The 17,722-nt window shown below is 73.2% G+C and carries 19 protein-coding genes; 2 read left to right on the forward strand and 17 right to left on the reverse strand.

Annotated elements, in window-relative coordinates:
* Positions 1 to 58 precede the first annotated feature (58 nt).
* The 17 genes from AC07FJ_RS28890 to AC07FJ_RS28970 form a co-directional block, all read right to left on the reverse strand.
* Positions 59 to 1,030, reverse strand: a complete 972-nt coding sequence (locus AC07FJ_RS28890; RefSeq protein WP_479052191.1) for a carboxymuconolactone decarboxylase family protein — start codon at positions 1,028 to 1,030, stop codon at positions 59 to 61.
* Positions 1,031 to 1,125: 95 nt separating this feature from the next.
* A complete protein-coding gene (locus AC07FJ_RS28895) occupies positions 1,126 to 1,965 on the reverse strand; it encodes a methyltransferase domain-containing protein (RefSeq protein WP_479052192.1) in 840 nt (279 codons plus the stop codon).
* Positions 1,959 to 2,813 (reverse strand): alpha/beta fold hydrolase, encoded by an 855-nt coding sequence (locus AC07FJ_RS28900; RefSeq protein ID WP_479052193.1) that lies wholly within the window; start codon positions 2,811 to 2,813, stop codon positions 1,959 to 1,961. Before AC07FJ_RS28900 ends, AC07FJ_RS28895 begins: the two co-directional genes overlap by 7 nt.
* Positions 2,810 to 3,580: a LysR substrate-binding domain-containing protein gene (locus AC07FJ_RS28905; protein ID WP_479052194.1), complete on the reverse strand. Its 771-nt coding sequence runs from the start codon at positions 3,578 to 3,580 to the stop codon at positions 2,810 to 2,812. Before AC07FJ_RS28905 ends, AC07FJ_RS28900 begins: the two co-directional genes overlap by 4 nt.
* 1 nt (position 3,581) lies before the next feature.
* Positions 3,582 to 4,337 carry a DUF6182 family protein gene (locus AC07FJ_RS28910; protein ID WP_479052195.1) on the reverse strand — a complete coding sequence of 252 codons (756 nt, stop codon included), beginning with the start codon at positions 4,335 to 4,337 and terminating at the stop codon, positions 3,582 to 3,584.
* On the reverse strand, positions 4,334 to 5,545 hold the full coding sequence (locus AC07FJ_RS28915; RefSeq protein WP_479052196.1) for a hypothetical protein: 1,212 nt from the start codon (positions 5,543 to 5,545) through the stop codon (positions 4,334 to 4,336). Before AC07FJ_RS28915 ends, AC07FJ_RS28910 begins: the two co-directional genes overlap by 4 nt.
* Entirely contained in the window at positions 5,542 to 7,110 is a 1,569-nt protein-coding gene (locus AC07FJ_RS28920; RefSeq protein ID WP_479052197.1) for an NAD(P)/FAD-dependent oxidoreductase, read from the reverse strand. The genes AC07FJ_RS28915 and AC07FJ_RS28920 overlap by 4 nt, the downstream gene beginning before the upstream one ends.
* Before the next feature lie 2 nt (positions 7,111 to 7,112).
* A complete protein-coding gene (locus AC07FJ_RS28925) occupies positions 7,113 to 7,991 on the reverse strand; it encodes an SAM-dependent methyltransferase (protein WP_479052198.1) in 879 nt (292 codons plus the stop codon).
* Positions 7,992 to 8,121: 130 nt separating this feature from the next.
* Positions 8,122 to 9,813, reverse strand: a complete 1,692-nt coding sequence (locus tag AC07FJ_RS28930; RefSeq protein ID WP_479052199.1) for a GH3 family acyl-acid amido synthetase — start codon at positions 9,811 to 9,813, stop codon at positions 8,122 to 8,124.
* Positions 9,810 to 10,439, reverse strand: a complete 630-nt coding sequence (locus AC07FJ_RS28935; RefSeq protein ID WP_479052200.1) for a nucleoside/nucleotide kinase family protein — start codon at positions 10,437 to 10,439, stop codon at positions 9,810 to 9,812. Before AC07FJ_RS28935 ends, AC07FJ_RS28930 begins: the two co-directional genes overlap by 4 nt.
* The gene (locus tag AC07FJ_RS28940) at positions 10,436 to 11,119 is read right to left on the reverse strand and encodes an HAD family hydrolase (protein WP_479052201.1); all 684 of its coding nucleotides are present in this window, start codon (positions 11,117 to 11,119) and stop codon (positions 10,436 to 10,438) included. The genes AC07FJ_RS28935 and AC07FJ_RS28940 overlap by 4 nt, the downstream gene beginning before the upstream one ends.
* Entirely contained in the window at positions 11,116 to 11,943 is an 828-nt protein-coding gene (locus AC07FJ_RS28945) for an AfsA-related hotdog domain-containing protein (protein ID WP_479052202.1), read from the reverse strand. Before AC07FJ_RS28945 ends, AC07FJ_RS28940 begins: the two co-directional genes overlap by 4 nt.
* Positions 11,944 to 12,135: 192 nt before the next feature.
* Entirely contained in the window at positions 12,136 to 12,354 is a 219-nt protein-coding gene (locus tag AC07FJ_RS28950; protein WP_479052203.1) for a tautomerase family protein, read from the reverse strand.
* Positions 12,355 to 12,421: 67 nt separating this feature from the next.
* The gene (locus AC07FJ_RS28955; protein WP_479052204.1) at positions 12,422 to 13,351 is read right to left on the reverse strand and encodes a hypothetical protein; all 930 of its coding nucleotides are present in this window, start codon (positions 13,349 to 13,351) and stop codon (positions 12,422 to 12,424) included.
* A 10-nt stretch (positions 13,352 to 13,361) separates the two neighbouring features.
* Positions 13,362 to 13,982 carry a hypothetical protein gene (locus tag AC07FJ_RS28960; protein ID WP_479052205.1) on the reverse strand — a complete coding sequence of 207 codons (621 nt, stop codon included), beginning with the start codon at positions 13,980 to 13,982 and terminating at the stop codon, positions 13,362 to 13,364.
* 99 nt (positions 13,983 to 14,081) lie between these two features.
* The gene (locus AC07FJ_RS28965; RefSeq protein ID WP_479052206.1) at positions 14,082 to 14,324 is read right to left on the reverse strand and encodes a phosphopantetheine-binding protein; all 243 of its coding nucleotides are present in this window, start codon (positions 14,322 to 14,324) and stop codon (positions 14,082 to 14,084) included.
* Between the two features lie 297 nt (positions 14,325 to 14,621).
* Complete coding sequence (locus AC07FJ_RS28970; protein WP_479052207.1) at positions 14,622 to 15,488, reverse strand: helix-turn-helix transcriptional regulator; 867 nt, start codon at positions 15,486 to 15,488, stop codon at positions 14,622 to 14,624.
* Positions 15,489 to 15,613: 125 nt separating this feature from the next.
* Between AC07FJ_RS28970 and AC07FJ_RS28975 the strand changes: the two genes are divergently transcribed.
* Complete coding sequence (locus tag AC07FJ_RS28975; protein ID WP_479052208.1) at positions 15,614 to 16,501, forward strand: thioesterase II family protein; 888 nt, start codon at positions 15,614 to 15,616, stop codon at positions 16,499 to 16,501.
* 84 nt (positions 16,502 to 16,585) lie between these two features.
* Positions 16,586 to 17,413 carry a helix-turn-helix transcriptional regulator gene (locus AC07FJ_RS28980; RefSeq protein WP_479052209.1) on the forward strand — a complete coding sequence of 276 codons (828 nt, stop codon included), beginning with the start codon at positions 16,586 to 16,588 and terminating at the stop codon, positions 17,411 to 17,413.
* Positions 17,414 to 17,722 lie beyond the last annotated feature (309 nt).

Raw genomic sequence — 17,722 nt, forward strand, 5'->3', positions numbered from 1 at the left:
CCGCGTTCCCTTCGGTGGTGGTGGTCGTTTCACGGAGGACGGCGGGGCGCCCGCCTGTTCACCGCGCCGACGGGCCGCGCTTCTCGAAGACCTCCCGGGCCACCGTGATGGCGTTCAGCACGCGGGGGAATCCGGCGTACGGCACCACGTGCGTCAGCGCCTCCACGACCTGCGCCGGGCTCAGGCCGACGTTCAGCGCGGCGCCGATGTGCACGCGCAGCTGGGGGGCGGTGTCACCGAAGGCCGTCAGGGCGGCGACGGTGACCAGCTGGCGCCGCCTCGCCGACAGCCACGGGCGGTGGTAGACGTCGCCGAACGTGAACTCGACGATGAACCGGCCCAGGTCCGGGGCGATGTCCTTGAGGGACTCGACGACCTCCAGGCCGTGGCGGCCGTCGATCTCGACGAGCTTGTCGGCGCCGCGCCGGTAGCGGTTGCGCGCGTCGTTCATCACCGGCGGCTCGAAGGTGACGCCCCGGTCGGCGAAGACCGTCCTGGCGACGCCGATCGCGTTGAGCGCCCGGGGGAACCCCATGAAGGGGACGATGTGGATCAGGGCCTCGATGACCTCCGCGGGGCGTACGCCGACGTGCAGCGCCGCGTCGATGTGGAAGTTCAGCTGGGGGGCGGTGTCCCCCTGGGCGGTCAGCGCTCCGATCGTCACGAGCTCCCGCTCGCGCAGGTCGAGCCCCGGCCGGGTGTAGATGTCGCCGTAGGCGAACTCGACGACGAAGCGGCCGAGGTCGGGGGCGATGTCCTTCAGCGACTCGACCACGGCCGCTCCGCGCTCGCCCGACGTCTCCCGCAGGACGGCCAGGCCCCGCGCGTAGCGGGAGTTCGGGTCGGACGCCGCCGTGGCGGCGGAGCCCGCGGCGGTCGCGGATGCGGCCGAGGCCGGGGCCGCGGCCGGTGTCGCGGCAGCGGCCGGTGTCGCGGTGAACAAGCCCTCGGCGAGGCCGATCCCGACGAGAGCGCCGCCGGTGAGGGTGGCGCGACGCGACATCTCGGCCTGCCCGTGTGATGCGTTCATGGTGTCTCCATCCATCGTTGTTCGCTGCTGTCCGTCGTGGTTCGTCGTCCGTCGTTGCCCGTTTTTCTGGTCCGTGGGTGGGGCCGAGGCCCCGCTCACGCCGTTCCGACCGCGATGACGTTGCCCTCGCTGATGTAGCCGTCCGGGGCGCGCAACGGCCCGGCCGGATCGTCGGGGTCGAGGAAAGGCGCCCAGTCGCCCGGGATGCCCTCGCGCGTCGCCTGCCGGGCGAAGCGCGCGCACGCGTTCGCGTAGAACCGGAGGGCGGAGGGGGTCAGGGGCGCGTGGTGCTCCATGAGGATCGTGCGCTGCCGTACCGACGTCAGCCCGGCAGCGCGCAGCCGGCGGTACAGGTCGCGGCCCCGGAGCAGCTGGCGGGCGTACCCCGGGGAGGCGGCGGACGCGCGGAAGAAGTCGGTGATCAGGAAGGGGTCGGCCGGGCGTACGGTGCTCAGGGAGCCGTCCACGTCCTTGACGGCGACCAGCCCTCCGGGCCTGGTCACCCGGCGCAGCTCCGCCAGGGCGCGCGCCAGTTCCCCGTCGTCGAGGTACTGCGTCGTGTTCGCGCACCAGACGGCGTCGAACGTGCCGTCCGCGTACGGCAGGTCGAGGACGCTGCCCTGCCGCACGTCCAGCCGCTCGTGAGCGGGGTGGTCCCGCATGCGTGCGGCGGCGAGTTCCGCGCTCTCCCGGGCGAGGTCGAGGGCCGAGATCCTGCCCTCCGCGCCGACGAGTTCCGCGATCAGGGGCAGGAACGCGCCGCTGCCGCAGCCCGCGTCCAGCACGTGCCAGCCGGGCCGGATGCCGACGCCGTGCAGGGCGTCCCGGTAGTACGCGGCACAGGCGTCGAAGTGCGGGTCCACGATCTCCTCGTGGGTGAACGCCAGTCCGGTGGACGTCGTGTATCCCCACGCCGCGTGGTCCGCCGTCAGCATGCCGCCGCCCTTGCCGCCTGCGCGGCTAGCGCGGCTTGCGCGGCCTCCGCGCTTTCGGCGCTTTCGGCGGTCTCGGCGGTCTCCGCGTGGGCGAGCAGGTCCGTGAGGATCTCCAGGGTCGCCTCCGGCGCTTCCAGGGGAGCGAGGTGGCCGACCCCGGGGAGAGTGACGAGCCGCCCCTGCGGCAGTGCCATGGCCGTCCGGCGTGCCTCGTCGACGGAGACCAGCTCGTCCTCGGCGCCGATGACGACCGCGGCGGGCACGTCGGCCGCGTTCAGGGTGGCCGTGGAGTCGGTGCGGGCCGCGATGGCCCGTTGGGCCCAGGCGACGGCCTGCGGCCGGGCCGCCCGCACCCCGTCGGTCACCCGCGCCAGGAGCCCGGGCCGCTCGGCGCGCGTGGTGGCGCCCAGCAGGGCGGGCGTGGTCGCCGCGAGGAGCCCGCCGCGCGCGGAGTCGTCGAGGACCAGGCCGGCGAACCGCCGGCGCTGTGCCGCGGCCTCCGGGGTGTCGGCCGTGGCCCGGGCCGCCAGCAGGGCCAGGGCGCGGACGCGGTGCGGATGGCGGCGCAGGAAGGCCATCGCCACGTAACCGCCCATGGAGCAGCCGACGAGGGCGGCGGCGCCGATGCCCCGCCGGTCCAGTTCCCGGGCCAGGTCGTCGGCCACGCGGTCGAGCGAGGGCGGCCCGTCCGTCGGCGGTGAGGCGCCGAAACCGCGCTGGTCGGGGGCGAGGACCTGATGGCCGCGGGCGCGCAGCGCCCGGGCCGTCTCGTCCCACATGGACGAGTCGAGGGGCAGGGCGTGGAGCAGGACGACCGGGAGCGCGGCGCCGCGCCGCACGGCGCTCACCGCTCCACCGCCGGTCCCGGCGATGCCTGCCGTGACGCCTGCCGTGCCGCCCGCTCCGTCTCGCGTTCCGTCGCCGGTTCCGCCGCCCGTTCCGCGTCGGTGACGAACCGCCGTACGTGCTCGGGTGGTCCGTCGCCCCGCAGCCAGGCGAACGCCACGGGCGAAGGCGGCAGGTCGTGCACCGGGACGACGCGGATGTCCGGCGGGACGACCGCTTCCAGGGACAGGAACGACACATGGATCGCGCGGGTGCTCCGCAGCAGGTCCGCCAGCGCGCCGAGCGTCGTCATGGAGTGGACGCGGCGGATCGTACGGCCCTGGGGCGTTCGCGGCGGCACCACCAGGTCCCACACGTGGGGCGGGAAGTCGCCGGGACAGGCGAAGCCTTCGTACGCCGCGGCCTCCTCGACCGACACGGAGTCCCGGCCGGCCAGGGGGTGGTGGGCGCCCACGAGGACGGCCCGCGCGTCGAAGCCGACGGGTGCGCTGACGGCGATGTCGGGCTGCAGCGGGTCGTACTTGACGATCATGATGTCCATGCGTCCGGCCCGCAGCGGCTCGAAGGGCGCGGCGACGTCGTACGGGACGTACTCCACCGGCGCCTGCGCGTGGCCCGCGGCGGCCACGATGCGCGACGCCAGATGGACGGAGCCGTGGACGCCGAGGCGGATGGGGCGGGTGGGGCGGATCGGGTGGACGGGGTGCTCGGGGTGATCGGGGTGGAGGGGGCGGGTCGTGGTGGTGGCGGCTGGGCTGGGTGAGGGCATCTCAGGTCTCCGTGGTCAGTCCGGCGTACGCCCGGAGTTCGTCCGGGCGGTGGACGTCGGTGTCGACGCGCAACGCGGCGAGCCGTTCGCCCACGCCGGTCAGGCGCGGCACGAACCGCAGCGTCAGGCGGTCGCCGGGACCGATCAGCCCGTCCAGGACGGCCTCGGCGAGCAGGTGGTTGACGTGTACGAGCGCGTCGGTGACGGTCACCCCGGCGGTGGCGACGTACAGGTCGCGGTGGACCGCGGGACGCGACCCCGGGTGGCCGGGCACGCTCACGGTGACCGGCGGCCGGGCGGCCAGCTCGTGCGTCGACTCGAAGGTCTTGAGCAGCCGGCGCAGCGTGGACGTCGCCGCGCCGGGCGCGGGTCCGGCCCACGCCACCGAGTCGTCGCCGGCGATGTGGTCGAAGGCGAACCTCTCGCGGAGGTTGGACGGGTTGCCGGCCAGGTGGACGGTGCGGGTGAAGGAGCGTCGCCACGCGTCCCCCGCCGAGGGAGTCAGGGCGAGGGCGAAGGCGCAGGTCTCGCGTACCCACCCGGGCAGGTCGAGGCGGCCGACGACGACCACGGCCAGCACCTCGTCGCTCGCGACGGCGGCGCGGTCGCCGTGGAATCCGTCCCGGAGGACGCGCAAGGCCCGGGGACCGGACAGGTCGAGGCGGTCCGCGAGCTCCGGGCGGGCGGAGCGTACGCGGTCCACGGCCGACTTGAGCAGGGTCGCGGACGTCAGAGGGTGGTGGAGGGGGCCGGTCACAGGAACACCGCCGAGAGGAGTGCGGGATCGGGTGCCGGGCGGCCCTTGCCCAGGAGCGAGCAGGCCAGCCGGTAGGGGTCGACATAGGTGTGGCCGCGCCGGTGCCGGCCGAGCGCGTCGAGCAGCTCGTCCGCGCCGGTCACGCCCCCACCGGTCGCGCCCCCACCGGTCGCGCGCGTGCCGGGGGAACGCACCCCGGGGGAACGCGTCGCTTCCGAGTGGTTCAGGAGCCGGGAGGCCACGGTGAGGCAGTGGCGCAGCAGGTCGTGGCGGAAGGACTGGGACTGCCCCGGGCCGAGGTGCGCGATGAAGTACAGGCGCAAACCGAGGCGGAGCGCGCCGAGGTCGTCGCCCCCGGCCCGGCCCTCGAGGGCGTCGCCCGCGGCCCGCAGCAGCGCGCCGGCCGTGTGGCCGTGCCAGCCGCCGTGCCGGGCCGAGGCGATCCTGCCGTCGATCGGCACCCGGCCGATCGGCACGCGGCGTACCGCCGGGCCCAGATCGCTCAGCACGCGGTGCAGCAGCCGGTAGTCCGCGTCGAGTTCGCGGTCGTACAGCAGGACGACCTCGTCGTACGCGGGGACGAGCGGCAGCAGTTCGCGCAGCGCGCAGGCGAGGTAGTTGGGGCGGCCGTCGGCCGTGACGATCCGGCGCAGCGGCATGCCGAACCGGGTGAGGTCCAGGTGGACCGGGCCCCCGCAGTCCCGCTGGTCGAGGACGAGGCCCACGGCGGCGAGCCGCTCGATCGTCTCCTCGAGCCCGAGGCCCGGCGGCTGGTGCTCCCGGAGCCCGGGGTCGTGCATCCCCAGCCGCTCGTAGTGCCCGGCCCACAGCCGCAGCATCCGTGCGCTCGCGGGGTGCACCCAGCCACTGTGCTCGACGGCGTCCCGGTACGGCCGCAGGACGTCGGCGCTCTGGTGGGGTGCCTCGGAGCGGTAGCGGACGTAGAGGTCGCCGATGTCCTCCTCGGAGAGCCGGCTGTAGTCGGTCTCACCGTGGGCGCGGTCCAGGTACTCCCAGAAGCCGACCGTCTGCTCGGTGACGTGGTACGTGGTGGGGCTGTAGCGGTAGGTCACCTCGGCGAGCGGTGCGGTGGCCCGGAACATCACGTCGGTCCACAGCAGCCCCTTGAGGTGGCTGGGGGTCAGCGGCTTGGTGGGGGTGACCGTGACCGGTGCCAGCAGGACGTTCTTGTGAGGCGGCACCGTCATGCTCCTTCCCGGGCGGCGATGGCGTGCCGGAGTTCCGCGCGGCTCGGCGGCGTCGGGCTGTACGGCGTCGGGCCGTACGGCGTCGAGCTGTACGGCGCCGGGCCGTACGGCGCCGGTGGCGGGGAGGCGGCGCCCGCTGCCCGGACACGGGCCAGGAACCGCTCGTCGGCGAAGACCTCCGCGGGGGTGTGCAGGCTCGTCTGGATACGGGTCATCCCCCGCCATACGGTGCCGTCGGTGGCCGCCGCCGCCGTCGCGGCCGCCCACAGCCGCCCGGGCACGGGCGCGGCGGGCCGGCCGGGTGCGGGGCCCGCGGGCGCTCCCGCCTCGGTGCGCCATCGCTGGACGCGCGCCCAGGAGTCGTGCACGCCCTGGTCGTACCAAGGCCGCAGCAGCCGTTCGGCGAGGTCCGCGGCGGCCGGGCCCAACCGGTCGTCCGGTGCGGGGTGTTCCTCCAGCAGGTCCTCCAGCATGTCCGTCAGCAGGAAGGCGTGCGCGAGAGCCAGGGACATGCCCCGGCCGAACATCGGGTCGGTGACGCAGGCGGCGTCCCCGGCCTGGAGGAGCCCGGCGACCGGACGCCGCCGGTCGGTCGCCGTGCCGCGCAGGATGTTCGGCGGCATGCCGATGGCCCGTACCGGGCCGAGCGGCCGCGCCACCCGCTCGTCGACCCAGGCGCCCAGGAACGGCGAGAGGCGGCAGGCGGCGGTGAAGGCCCCCGGCGTGCGCAGGGCCGTCATCGCGCGGTCGCCGGGCAGCGTGCCGAGGGTGATGGCGAAGACGTCGTTGTCCGCGGGGTGCAGGACGGCGGAGTAGTGGCCCCAGACGCCGCCGGCCGCGTTGCCCCGGTTCAGCGGGCCGGGCGGCGGGGCGTCGCGGTCCCGCAGCCGGTAGAAGCGGCCGAAGGCGTGCAACCGGCTCGGGCCGGTCAGGTCGTCCGGCACCGGGACGCCGGCCGCGGCGAGCCACGACCGGGAGGCGGACCTGCGGCCGGAGGCGTCCACCACCACGTCGGCCGGAATGGTCCGGCCGTCGCCCGTCACGACGCCCGTCACCCGGTGTCCTCCCCGTCGGGGCGGGTCGAGCAGCAGTCCGGTGACCGTGGTGCGGTGACTGATGGTCACGCCGGGCACGGCCCGAGCGGCCCGGAGCAGCACCAGGTCCAGGACGGGACGGCGGACGACCAGCGTGACGAGCTCGTCGTCGCCCGGCTCCCGGTCATCGTCTCCCGGCTCCCGGTCGTCGTCTCCCGGCCGGCGGTCGTCGGCGCCCGCACCGGGCGCCGCGGCGGTGAGGTCGAGGAGCCGCGCGCCTTCCGCCAGCGCCGCGTCGAGCACGGCCGGTGCGTAGCGGCGCAGCATCCGTACGCCCAGCGCGTTCAGGATGTGGTCGTGGGCGGCCTGGGGAACCGCGGGCCTCCGCCACGACTCCGCGCTCTCGACGACGGGTCCGTCCGGCGGGGGGCCGCTCTTCTCCAGGACCCGCACCCGGTGGCCGCGCCCGCCGAGCGCGAGGGCCATGGCGAGGCCGGCGATGCCGCCGCCCGCGATCGCGATGGTCGCCATCGTCAGCGACGCCTGCCGTGCACGAAGAACACCCGCCGTACGTCCGCCACCTCGCGCGGCGGCACCGGGTCGGGCCACCGCCCGTAGTCGGCTTCGGGCTCGCCCGGCTGGACGGCCCGGACGTCGAACCCGTACCGCTCGAACAGGGCCTCCGGCTCGTCGGTGCCGAACACCCACGGGCAGCCCCAGCCCGCGAAGACGTCCAGCAGCCCCCGCATGTGCGGCAGGTGCAGGGCGGCCGCGTTGACGATGTCCGCGGCGATGCGGCTGCCGGGCGCGGAGACCGCGGCGACCCGCTCCAGCATCCGGTGGGCGTCGGCCTCGGGGATGTAGTACAGCAGCCCTTCCAGCAGCCACGTCGAGGGGACGGAGGGGTCGTACCCGGCCGCGACGAGCCGGTCCTCCCAGTCGGCGGCGGTGAGGTCGACGGCGACCGTACGGTGGTCGACGCGCGGCTCGACGCCCCGGAGCCGCGCGGCCTTGAGGTCGAGCACCGCCTGCCGGTCCACCTCGAAGTAGCGGAGGTGCTCGGGCCACGACAGCCGGTACGCACGCGAGTCCATGCCCGCCGGGGCCAGCACGATCTGCGTGGTCTCCGGTTCCCGGGCCGCCCGCTGCAGCAGGTCGTCGAAGAACCGCGTACGGATGGCGTTGTAGTCGGGAGTGCTGGGCAGGGTGCGCGGCCGGTCGGGCGGGAAGGTCGCGGCCCGGATCTCGGCGAGTAACTCCGGGCCCGCGTCCCCGACGAGTCCGGCGGCGTACGGATCCTCGTACAGCCGGTCCTCGCGGCGGGTCTCGGCGGCCCGCAACGCCGCGGTGAGCAGGGCGGTCCGCTCGACGGGGTCGAGCGCCGGGTCGAGTGCGGGGTCGAGCACGGGCATGACAGGCTCCTCGGAGGGGGGAAGTGGGGTGGGGGAGCGGGGGCGGACGACGCTTCGGGGTACGCCCGGACGGACGCCGGTACGCTCGCCGGCGGGCTGACGCCCGCCGGTGGACGTCAGCCAGTGGACGTCAGCCGGCCGGCGGGCCGGTCAGGCGGTCCCAGGCGCCGTCGTCCTGCCGGAAGAGGCGGTCCTTGACCTGGGTCGGGCGGACACCGGTGCCGACCGTGCCGTGCCAGTCGCGGACGAACGCCTCGGCGTCGAGCAGCCGCACCGCGGGCGCGTTCAGCCGCCCGGCCGCCCTCGTCCGCGCGTACCCGGCGGACTCAGCCGCCAGGGAGGCGTCCAGGGCGGCGGTGAAGCGCTCGGCCTCGGTCGCGTTCCAGGGGGAGCGGGGCGCGATCGCGAAGACGTAGTGCGGGGCGTGCGGGGTGCCGTCCGCCGCCGGTTCGACCCGGCATGCCACGTTGCGCAGCGCCAGGCCGCCGGAGCCCAGAGCCGTGTGCAGGGCCCTGACCACCTGGGCGTCCCGCAGCCGCTCGCCCACGGCGTCGGACCGGCCGCCCCGGCCCGCGTACTCGACCCTCGGTACGCCGCCGACCCGGTCCACGACCCGGACCACGTCACCGACCGCGTACCGGTACAGCCCGCCGACATGGCTGAAGATCACGTGGTAGTCGTGGCCGGCCTCCAGCTCGTGCGGCAGCAGGGTGGCGGAGTCCGGGGCGAGGTCCTGGTCGGCGGGCACGAACTCGTACACCGAGGCCGACGCGACGAGACCGCCCGCGGAGGCGTGCCGGTCCAGCGCCACGCCGACCGGCCCCTCCGAGGCGGCCACCGGCGCGGGCAGCACCGTGACCGCCGTGCCGAACTCCTCGCGCAGCGCGGGGAGATACAGGGACGCCACCCCGGTCGTCCAGCAGAACAGCGCCCGCAGGCGGGGCCACACGTGGGCGGGGCGCACGGTCCCGAAGTAGTCCGCGAGGCGTTCGAGTTCGGCGGCGCGGCCCGGGTCCGGCACACCGTGGGGCACGCCGCCGAGCGTGCCGTCACGCACCTCCTTCACGATCCGCGGCCACCACAGGTTCAACTGGTACGGGACGGCGGCGATCATCGCCGGGTTGATGCCGATCAGGCAGCGCACATCGCTCTGCACCGCCAGCCGGAGCCGCAGGTACGCCCGCTCCAGGTGGTCGCCGGGCTCGGTGGGCACGGGCAGCGCCGCCCACGGGGCGCCCGTGCCGGGTTCGGCCGAGAGGGGTTCGCCGAACCGGGCGCCGAAGTCCACCTGGCTGGCGCCCACATGGGGGCGGCCGTCGGCGGTGGTGGGCGGGGCGTTCAGCGGGTCGTGCTTGAGGTTGAGGACGGCGTCGGGGCGCTCCAGCACCTCGGGGAAGTGCTCGATCAGGGGTGCCCACGCCGCGAAGTAGAACGGCATGAACGTCGTCTTCATGAAGCGCGGGGTGACGGGGACCTTCTTGCGCGCCCCGGTGCTGCCGCTGCTGGTGAAGTAGACCTCCGGGGCGTCCGCCGACAGCAGGTTCCGCTCGCCGGCGGCCGTCCGCTCGATCAGGGGCGCGTGGTCGGCGTAGTCGCGCACCGCGACGGCCGCCCGGAAGTCGTCGATCGTCCGGAGGCGGCCGAAGCGGTGCTCCCTGCCGAACGCGGTGGAGGCGTTGAAGTCCAGCAGATCCGCGAGGACGCGCCGCTGCGCGCCGCGGAGGTCGGCGTGCTCACCGGCCAGCCGCTCGCGCGCGGCGAACACCCGCTCGCGGTAACGGCCGGTGTGGCCCGGGGTGTGCCAGACGGAGGGAACGTTCACGCGGTCAGCACCTCCCGCACGGCTTCGGCCGCCCGGCCGGCGTCGGGTTGCTCCCGCAGCATCGTCACCGGCACGTCGCGGACCTCCTCCAGCAGCAGCTTGCGCAGGTTCCGCTGGTAGCGCTCGAAGTCCGCCCAGTCGCCGGAGTCCCCCTCGTACTCCAGGGCGTTGAGCCGCGTCCCGTCGCCCCGGCGGTGCCAGGCCGTCCGGGGTGAGACGTCGAGGAAGACGACTCCGCTCGGCTGCGGGAAGGAACGCCACCAGGAGTACATCCGGCTGTCCCGGACGCCCGCCATCCGGCACTTCGCCAGGATCTTGTAGTAGTACGAGTCCATGAGCACCGGCACCCGCGGGTCCCGCTCGCGCACCTGGTCCCTGAGGTGGACCACGGCCGTCTGCAGCACGCTCGCGAGGAAGTCCACGGAGTACGCGGTGCCGAGGCCCGGCAGCAGGTGGTCCTGCACGTCCCGCCGCAGCCGGGGGATCAGCGTGTGCTCGGGCGCGGTGAACGCGCTGTCCGTCGACACCAGCCGCCACTCGGGCAGCGTCCTCACGAGACGCCGCATGACCGACGACTTGCCGGCGCCGTCGGGCCCCAGCAGCACGTGGAACCGGGGCTCGTTCATCGGGTACGCGTCATCTCGGAGCCGGACCGCCGGGGCAGGCGTGCGCGGAGCTCGTCGTCGTCCCCGACGACCACCGGGTGCCCCACCAGCTCCAGCATCGGCAGGTCCGACACGTGGTCCCCGTACGCGTAGCAGTCCCGCGGGTCGACGTCGGGGCGGGAGGCCAGGTGGTCCAGCACCGCGGCGCGTTTGCCCTCGCCGATGACGGGGGTGCCGACCTCGCCGGTGTACCGGCCGTTCGCGGTCAGCGGGCGCGTGCACAGGATCGTGTCGGCCCCCACCTCCCGTGCCAGGGGTTCGAGGAGGGGCGGGAACGAGCCGGAGACCAGCACGAGGGTCGCGCCGGCGGCCCGGTGGTCGCGCAGGGCGCGCCGCGTGGTGTCGATGTAGAAGCCCCGCGTGGACACCGCGCGTTCGGTGAACCAGTCCTCCGCCAGGCTCGTGATCGTCGCCACGGACTCGTCCGCGTACTGACGGTAGTAGAAGCGGTTGATGTCGTCGCGCGGCACTCCCTCGGCGGCCCGCCGGCGGACCACCTCCATGACGCGCTCGTACTCCTGCTCGCCGGTCAGGCCGTGACGGCGCACCAGCTGGTAGTGGAGGAAGTCGAACATGCTCTTGACCGTGATGAGCGTCTCGTCGACGTCGCTGAAGACGATGGAGGGCGGGGGCACGGTCACGACGCGCCGACCTCCGTCCGCGCCGGGTTCGCGGCCGCGGCCGCCGCCGTGGCCAGTGCCACGCCGTCCTGCAGGGAGCGCTGCGCCGCCCGCGTCTCCTTGGCGTGGGAGACCTGCGTGTCGAAGGCGGTGAACCGGACCTCGATGCAGGCGGTCTCCGACGCGCCCTGGCTCACGGAGAGTTCGCAGTGGAACGTCGTACGCGTGTGGTGCGGGGCGCGGTGGGCGAGGACGTGGCACCGCACCACGGCGGGCAGCGGGAAGAGGAAGCTGCGGTAGCGGGTGGCGAAGGAGTCGATGACGAAGTACCTGCTGCCGACCGCCTCGGCCGGCAGGTAGAACTGCTCGGCCACCGCGATGAACATCTGCCGCCCGGCCTCCGTGGCCAGCATCCCCTGCATGTGCTGCCCGGTGAGGTGGTCGGACATCACCTCGTTGGCGGCGTCCACCAGCAGGTCGGCTTCGTACCAGTCGGCGCCGACCGGGCGCGGCTCGGAGATCAGCACGTTCTCCGGACGGTGCTTGTGGGCGATCTCCCGCCCGGCGCGGGTGTGCAGCGCGCGGTCGTCGATGACGACCCGGTCCGCGGCCCCGCGTCGGGCGAGGGTGTCGCGTATGAACTGGACGTCGAAGAGGGAGACGCCCTGGCCCAGGGTCACACGGACCTCGTCGGGGCCTTCCGGGAACGTCCCGCTCCTGATCAGGCGGGCCAGCTGGGAGACGGTGAACACGCCGTCGTGGTGGGCGAACTCCGCGAACACGTCGCCGACGAGGAACAGCGCCCCCGGCGTGGGACCGGTGTCCTGGGGTGATTCTTGGGGCATGACTCTCGACCTTTCGCGTACTCCTGTGTGGATGTCCTGACGCGCGTGTCCTCGGCGGCCGTCGTACGGGGCCACCGTCGTACGAGTCCGCCGGGCGCGCTCAGTGCGTCGCTCGGCGCGGCACTCGATGCGTGACCCGATGCGTGACCCGATGCGGCACCCGGGGCGTCACCCGATGCGGCACTCGATGCGTCACTCGGTCGTCCGCCGGCTCAGCTCCGGGAACTTCGGGTCGTCGCCCAGGGCGCCGCCCTCCGCCCAGCGGTTGCGGGGCACTTCCTGGATGTAGACGGTGATCTTGTCCAGGGGCGCTCCCGTGACGCGCCTGACGGTCCGGGTCAGCTCCTCCATGAGTTCCCGGCACTGTGCGTCGTCCTGGCCGTCCCACGTGGTGACGGAGATGATGGGCATGGGGGCCTCTCTCGGTCTCTCTCGGTCTTTCTCGGTCTTTCTCGTTCGCTCTCGGGCGCTCTGGTTTTCAGGCGCTCTCGGGCTGGGGGGACCCGACGGTCCGCAGGTCCTGGAAGGACGGGCCGCGCAGCTTCAGATGGGCGTGGATGTCCCCTCCGAGCCCGAACTCGCCGATGGCGCCCCCGTAGCTGCGCTGGTAGCTCATCCACAGCACGACCACGTTGATGACGCGGTTGGCCCCCGGAAGATCCGGGTCCGGGAACGGGTCCGGCAGCGTGGCGGAGTAGCGTGCCGAGCCGTCCGCGTCCGTGACGAACACGTTCGGCACACCGAGCGGGCCCGGGCGGGTCGGCCCCGCGGGATCCAGGTCGCGCGCCCGCAGCGACATCACGGTGTAGACGCTGTCGGGCACGAGCGAGGAGAACCGGAAGTCGAAGGTCCCGGCGCGGCCGTCGGGGGTGACGGCCACCTCCAGGGTCCCGCTCGCCCGCATCCACCGGCCGAAGGTCACCGGCTCGACGACCTTGGGCCCGTCCTCCGCGCGCAGGTCCGGGATGGGCACTTGGTGGAAGGGGTGGCTCGGCCGCTCGACCCGGCCGGCGTCGGGCCGCTGCTCCGGCGCGAACACCATCGGGTAGTTGTTGCACGGCAGGGGCAGCGGCAGCGTGTGGAGGACGACGTCCCGGTCCCGCCCGTCGGGGTCGGGGTCCAGTTCGCGCAGCACCGTGTAGGGGGCGAGGCCGCCGAACGCGGGAACCGGGCTGTCCGGCGAGACCACGGCCGCGCCCCACTCCGGCACGGCCCCTCCGGCAGGGGTGGGCCGGTTGATCATGCCCACCACCACGAAGTTGCCGTCGCCGTCCATGACCTCGCTCGGCGGGTACAGCGGGCCCTGGGTGGTGAGGGCGAGTTCGTGGACTTCCGTGCGGCCCGGGGTGGCGGGCCCGGCCGGGCGCGCCACCGTACGCGCCCCGGGCATCGATCGGGTGTCGGTCATCGCGTGGGCCTCAGGCATCGACGCGCTGGTAGACGCGCGTGTAGAGGCCGCTCTCGCCGCCCACGATGTAGCGGTCGCCCGCCTGCTGGACGATCTCCTGGTACTCCGGCGACGTGAAGACCGACTGGTACTCCGCCGGCTCGCAGGAGAAGCCGGACACGAACATCACGCCGGGCTCGGAGCTGAGCAGCGAGTGGTACGCCAGGAACGCCTCCACCTGGTCCGCGCGCCGGACGACGTCGAAGATGGTGTTCTCCCGCCACGCGCGGTACGCCGCGTACTCACGGGGCTTGACCTCGATGTGGCGCAACTGCACGTACGGGGTCTGCGGCAGCGGGTCGGCGCTGTCCTTGGGCGCCTCGACGAACTCCAGCAGCTGGCGCCGGAAGTCCGTGACGAGGTCGTCCGACACGCCCTCCCAGAGCTTCTGCCAGACGGCGTTCAGGGCGCCCAGCTCCGACAGGTTCTCGATGGGGGTGATCTCCAGGATGTTGCCGTCGTCCGTGCTGCGGTACAGCGCGCGGCCGACCACCGGCTCCTTCTTGTTCAGTTCGCTCCAGTGGGCCAGGACCTGGTCCGCCTTGCCGGGGGCGACGACGACTTCGTTCAGGACGAGCAGGGGGGAGGACATCGGTGTTCCTTTCGATAAGGGAAACGGTGGGTGTTGGGGTGTGGGGTGTGCGGGTTGCGTGGGGGGAGGGGGTGGGGGTGGGGGCGTGTGCGGAATGCGTCAGGCGACGGCGACACCCTTGGACGCGATGACCGCGGCCGCTTCCGCGACGGTCTGCTCCGGGACGAGCTCGCCCATCTCGATCTCGATACCGAAGGACATCTGCAGCCGCAGTGCCAGCTCTTCGAGCAGCAGCGAGTCGATTTCCATGGCCTCGAACGTGGTGTCCGGCGTGACATCCGCCGTGGACACCTCCAGCTCACCCAGGATCGTGATCACTCGGCCGGCGATCGAACTGTCCATCACATTCCTCCGTTGGTCAATGGGCGCCGACTTTTCGGTGGGTTTTCCGCACCCTGAAAGACGGCGGACTGCCGTTGCGGGAAAGAATGGAACGATTGGTCAGGAGGCTTGAAGTCCTCCGCGTTCCATGGATTCATCATGGAATCCGGGAACGGGCGGAGGAAGTGTCTCCTGATCGTGGTGGTGAGAACACCACCGGCACGGCGAACGGGATACGGCTCACGGGGATACCGGGATACCGGGGTACCGGGGTACCGGGATACCGGGGTACGGCTTACAGGGTTACGGGGATACGGCTCAGCCGGCGACGGCGCCGGCGTGCGCGCCGACCAGTTCGCCCGGCCGCTCGGTGAGTTCCTTCCGGGGCTGGGGGATGTACAGGGTCAGGAGCGATTCCGGATGGTCTGGCACACGCATCACCACCCGGTCGAAGACCTTCACCCCGGTCTGAGGAAGCGCGATCCTGCGCAGGCCCTGGTGCGGGCCGACGACCTCATGGGAGTCCCACAGCGCGGCGAACCGCGGGCTGGCCTCGCACAGCCGCTCCGCCATCCGGCCGAACTCCCGGTCCTCCGGGAAGCAGGCCGACTGGGCCCGGAACTGGGCGACCAGTCCACGCCCCACCTCGTCCGCGTCCGGGTACTTCTCGCGCGTGGACGTTTCGGTGAAGAACTTCACCACGCAGTTGTGGTCGCGCTCGTCGATGTGGAACAGGGAGCGCGCGGTACGGCTGGCGAGTTCGATACGCCCGTACCTGTCGGTGATGTAGGCAGGATTGCGCGACCACCCCTCGACGAGCGCGTGCATGCGGCCGTACGCGCTGTCCCACCCGTAACCCTCCATGCGCTGCGGTGGATTGTGGCCGGCCAGTCGGTGGAAATACTGGCGCTCGCAGTCGTCGAGCCGGAGGGCGTTGCTGACCGCGTTCACGATCCCCTCGGAGACGTTGATGTCCCGCCCCTGCTCGAGCCACGTGTACCAGGACACCCCGACCCCGGCCAGGGCCGCCACCTCCTCGCGCCGCAGTCCGGGCGTGCGCCTGCGTTCCACGTTCACCAGGCCGACTTCTTCCGGCGTTATCTGCTCCCGGCGGGCGCGCAGGAAATGCCGCAGCCTCGTTCGCCGTAAAAGGCCGGACACCGGGGGAGATGCGGTTGTCTGCATGAATCGACTTCTTTCCTTCCGCAGAAGATTTCGCTGAGAGGGGGGAGAGGCGTACCGGTGGTAGTGGCACCACCCGGTTCGACAGACACTCCCTCGCGCCGGAACTCGGCGTCACACTGGCGGGCATGTTCCACACAGCGGCGAACATCCCCGCACGCGCGGCGGCGGGCACGACGACGGGAAGCACGACGACGGGAAGCACGACGACAGGCGGCACGGCGCCGGGTGCGACGACGGGTACGACGTCGGGTACGGCGCCGGGCGGAGCGGTCGGCACCCGGGCGAGGACCCGGGTGGCGCGCCTGCGCCTGTTCTGCTTCCACCACGCGGGTGGCAGCCCGTGGACCTTCTCCGGCTGGGGGCAACGCCTCGGTCGCGGTGTGGAGGTGGTCCCGGTGTCCATGCCCCCGAGAGCGTCGCCCGCGGCCGGCCTCCCCGGTGCCGTCAGCACGATGGACGCCCTCGTACGTGAGGTGACACGGCAGCTGACTCCTTCCCTCGACGAGCCCTACGCCTTCTACGGCCACAGCATGGGATCGCTGGTCGCCTACGGCGTGGCGCAGCGGCACATCGCCGCAGGGCGACGCCCGCCCGCCTGTTTCGTGGCCGCGGCGCACCGTGCGCCGCACCTACGGGCTGCACCCGGCCTCACCGTAGGACTGTCGGATAGTGCGTCCCTTGAGCTGTTGTTGGGTCTCGGTGGAGCGGGTCGCCTGCTGCGCGAGAACCCCGCGCGCATGAAAGCCGTGGCCGACCGGCTCCGCGAGGACCTCCGGGTGTGCGGGACCTACCGGCATCCGGCCGAGGGGCACCGGCCGCTGCCGTGCCCGGTCCACGTCCTGCTGGGCAGCGGTGATCCGTTGGTCCCCGCCGAGGACGCCGCGGCGTGGCGCGTGCACACGAGCGCACGCTTCTCGTTCCGCTCCCTCCCCGGGGGACACTTCTTCAACCGGGAGCACAAGGAGCTGTTCTTCGCCGAGCTGGAGCGCCTGCTCGGCGAGGCCGCGTACTGAGCCGCGTACGGAGCCGCGCGCTGCCGCAGTGGTGTGACCCCCGCCGCTGACAGTGCGTATCGGCGTGACCTACCTTCGGTCGGTATGGACGCCATGCCCACCGGGCCCGACAGTAAGAAGAAGCGGCGCACCCAGTTAGCGCACTTCCTGCGTAGCCGCCGCGCGGGGCTCTCCCCCGAGGACGTGGGGCTGGCGACAACCGGCAGGCGTGCCAGGGTCGGGCTGCGCCGGGAGGAGGTCGCGGTCCTCGCCGGGGTGAGCGCGTCCTGGTACGCGTGGCTGGAGCAGGGCCGTCCGATCCGGGTCTCGGACGGGATCCTGGACGCGATCAGCTCCGCCCTGCGGCTCAGCGAGCTCGAACGGGTGCACCTGTACCGGCTCGCGGACGCCAACCCCCCGCTGCCGCTCACCGCTCCCGGCCCCCCGGACCCCGACGTGTTCCAACGCATGGTCGAGACACAGTCGTTGGGCCCCTCCTGCGTCATCGACCGCTACTGGGACGTCCTCGCGGCCAACCAGCCGGCGGTCGACCTGCTGGACCTGACCCGAGACGGCAACCACAACTTCCTGACCAGCCTGTTCACCGGATCCCACGGCAGGCACTACCTGAACCGGCCGCAGGTGGCCCGCCAGATGGCCGCCCGCTTCCGCTTCCAGGCCTCGTACGGCGCCGACGACCCCAGGTACGAACAGATCGCGGACGAACTGACGCGGAGCGACCCCGAGTTCGCCGAGCTGTGGGACCGCCACGAGGTCGAGGACTTCGTGCCGACGACCGTCGAACTGGACGGCCCCCACGACGGGCCGCGCTCCTTCGTGCTGTTCACCATGGACCTGGACGACGCCGCCAGCAACCGCCTCCTGGTGTACGTGCCGCCGGGCGTCGCGGGCCCCCCGTCGGCCCGGCGGTAGCGACGGCCGAACGGAGCGAGCCCGAATGAAGCGAGCCCGAATGAAGCGGGCCCGAACGGAGCGGGCCAAGCCGACCAGCCGCCGTCGCCGTCCGCAAGGCCGGCAGGCTGGTGGTTCCACCACCACCGACGGCAACCACAGCGTCGGCGCGCTCTGGATGGGACGCGTCCACCGCCGGAGAATCGTCGTACGTCTTCGAGACGGCGCGGGTGCCCGCGCCGTCCGTACCGGGCCGCGCCCGGCGGCCGCGTACCGCGGCGCCCGTCGGCGACGCCGTTCCGCGTCCGTCGCCTGTCTCTCAGCGGAGTG

The sequence above is a fragment of the Streptomyces sp. NPDC045998 genome, from assembly GCF_056430285.1.